Here is a 1,097-nt window from a genome sequence, read left to right as displayed (position 1 = left end):
GCTTTGCATTCCGTCACCGGCTTTGCCACAAAAGGTGTCGCCATGCCCAGGAGGGTCGGACCCTGATGCCACTTGAGAACCCGCGCGCATTCCTCGCCTCGCTCTTCCACGCCGCCGTTCGCGCGGCCGATCCGCTGGAAGCGATCCGTGCCCATCTCCCGGCGCGACCGAAAGGCCGGACCGTCGTCATCGGTGCGGGCAAGGCGGCGAGCCAGATGGCGCAGGCGCTGGAAAGCGTGTGGGATGGTCCGCTGGAAGGCGTGGTCGTTGCGCGGCACGGCCCGGTTGCGGCGTGCTCGCGCATCCGGGTGCTGCAGGCGGCGCACCCGGTTCCCGATGAGGCGGGCATCGTCGGGGCGCAGGCCCTGATGGTGGCGGTGCGCGGCCTGACGGCGGACGATCTCGTCATCGCACTGATCTCCGGCGGCGGCTCCGCGCTCCTGCCGTCGCCGCCGCCGGGCTTCGCGCTTGCCGACGAGGTGGCGCTGAACGAGGCCCTGCTCGCCTCCGGCGCGCCGATCTCGGCGATGAACGTGGTGCGCAAGCATGTCTCGATGATCAAGGGCGGGCGGCTCGCAGCGCTCGCCTTTCCGGCCCGCGTCGTCAGCCTCGTCGTCTCCGACGTTCCCGGCGACAACCCGGCCTTCGTCGCCTCCGGCCCGACCATTCCCGATGCCGCCGGCCGCGAACATGCGCTGCGGGCGATCCGGGACTACCGGATGAACCTTCCGCCCCGCAGTCTCCAGTATATCGCCACGGCGGAGACGCTGCGCCCCGACGATCCGGCCTTTGCCGGGCACGAGGCCCATGTCATCGCGTCCGCCCGTGTCTCGTTGCAGGCAGCGGCGCGCTTGAGCCGCGAGGCCGGCGTGACGCCGCTGATCCTGTCCGACCGGATCGAGGGGGAAGCGCGCGATATCGGCCGCATGCATGCGGCGCTGGCGATGGAGTTTCAGGTGAGCCGTCCGCCGCAGGAGGGCCCCATGGTTCTGCTCTCGGGCGGGGAAACGACCGTCACGATCGGACCCGAGGGTGCGGGCAAAGGCGGGCGAAACACCGAACTGCTGCTGGCCGCTGCCATCGACCTCGACGGCACC

General features: G+C 70.8%; 1 protein-coding gene. It reads left to right on the top strand.

The genetic code is table 11. The annotated features are described in order from the left end of the window. Window positions 1-65 precede the first annotated feature (65 nt). Window positions 66-1,097 (top strand): glycerate kinase (locus tag C8J36_RS24700; protein ID WP_132537896.1); only part of this gene is annotated, 1,032 nt, incomplete at its 3' end.

Source organism: Rhizobium sp. PP-F2F-G48 (genome assembly GCF_004342335.1).
In the GTDB taxonomy this organism is placed as follows: domain Bacteria; phylum Pseudomonadota; class Alphaproteobacteria; order Rhizobiales; family Rhizobiaceae; genus Ferranicluibacter.
This window is presented reverse-complemented; position numbering and strand designations above follow the sequence as displayed.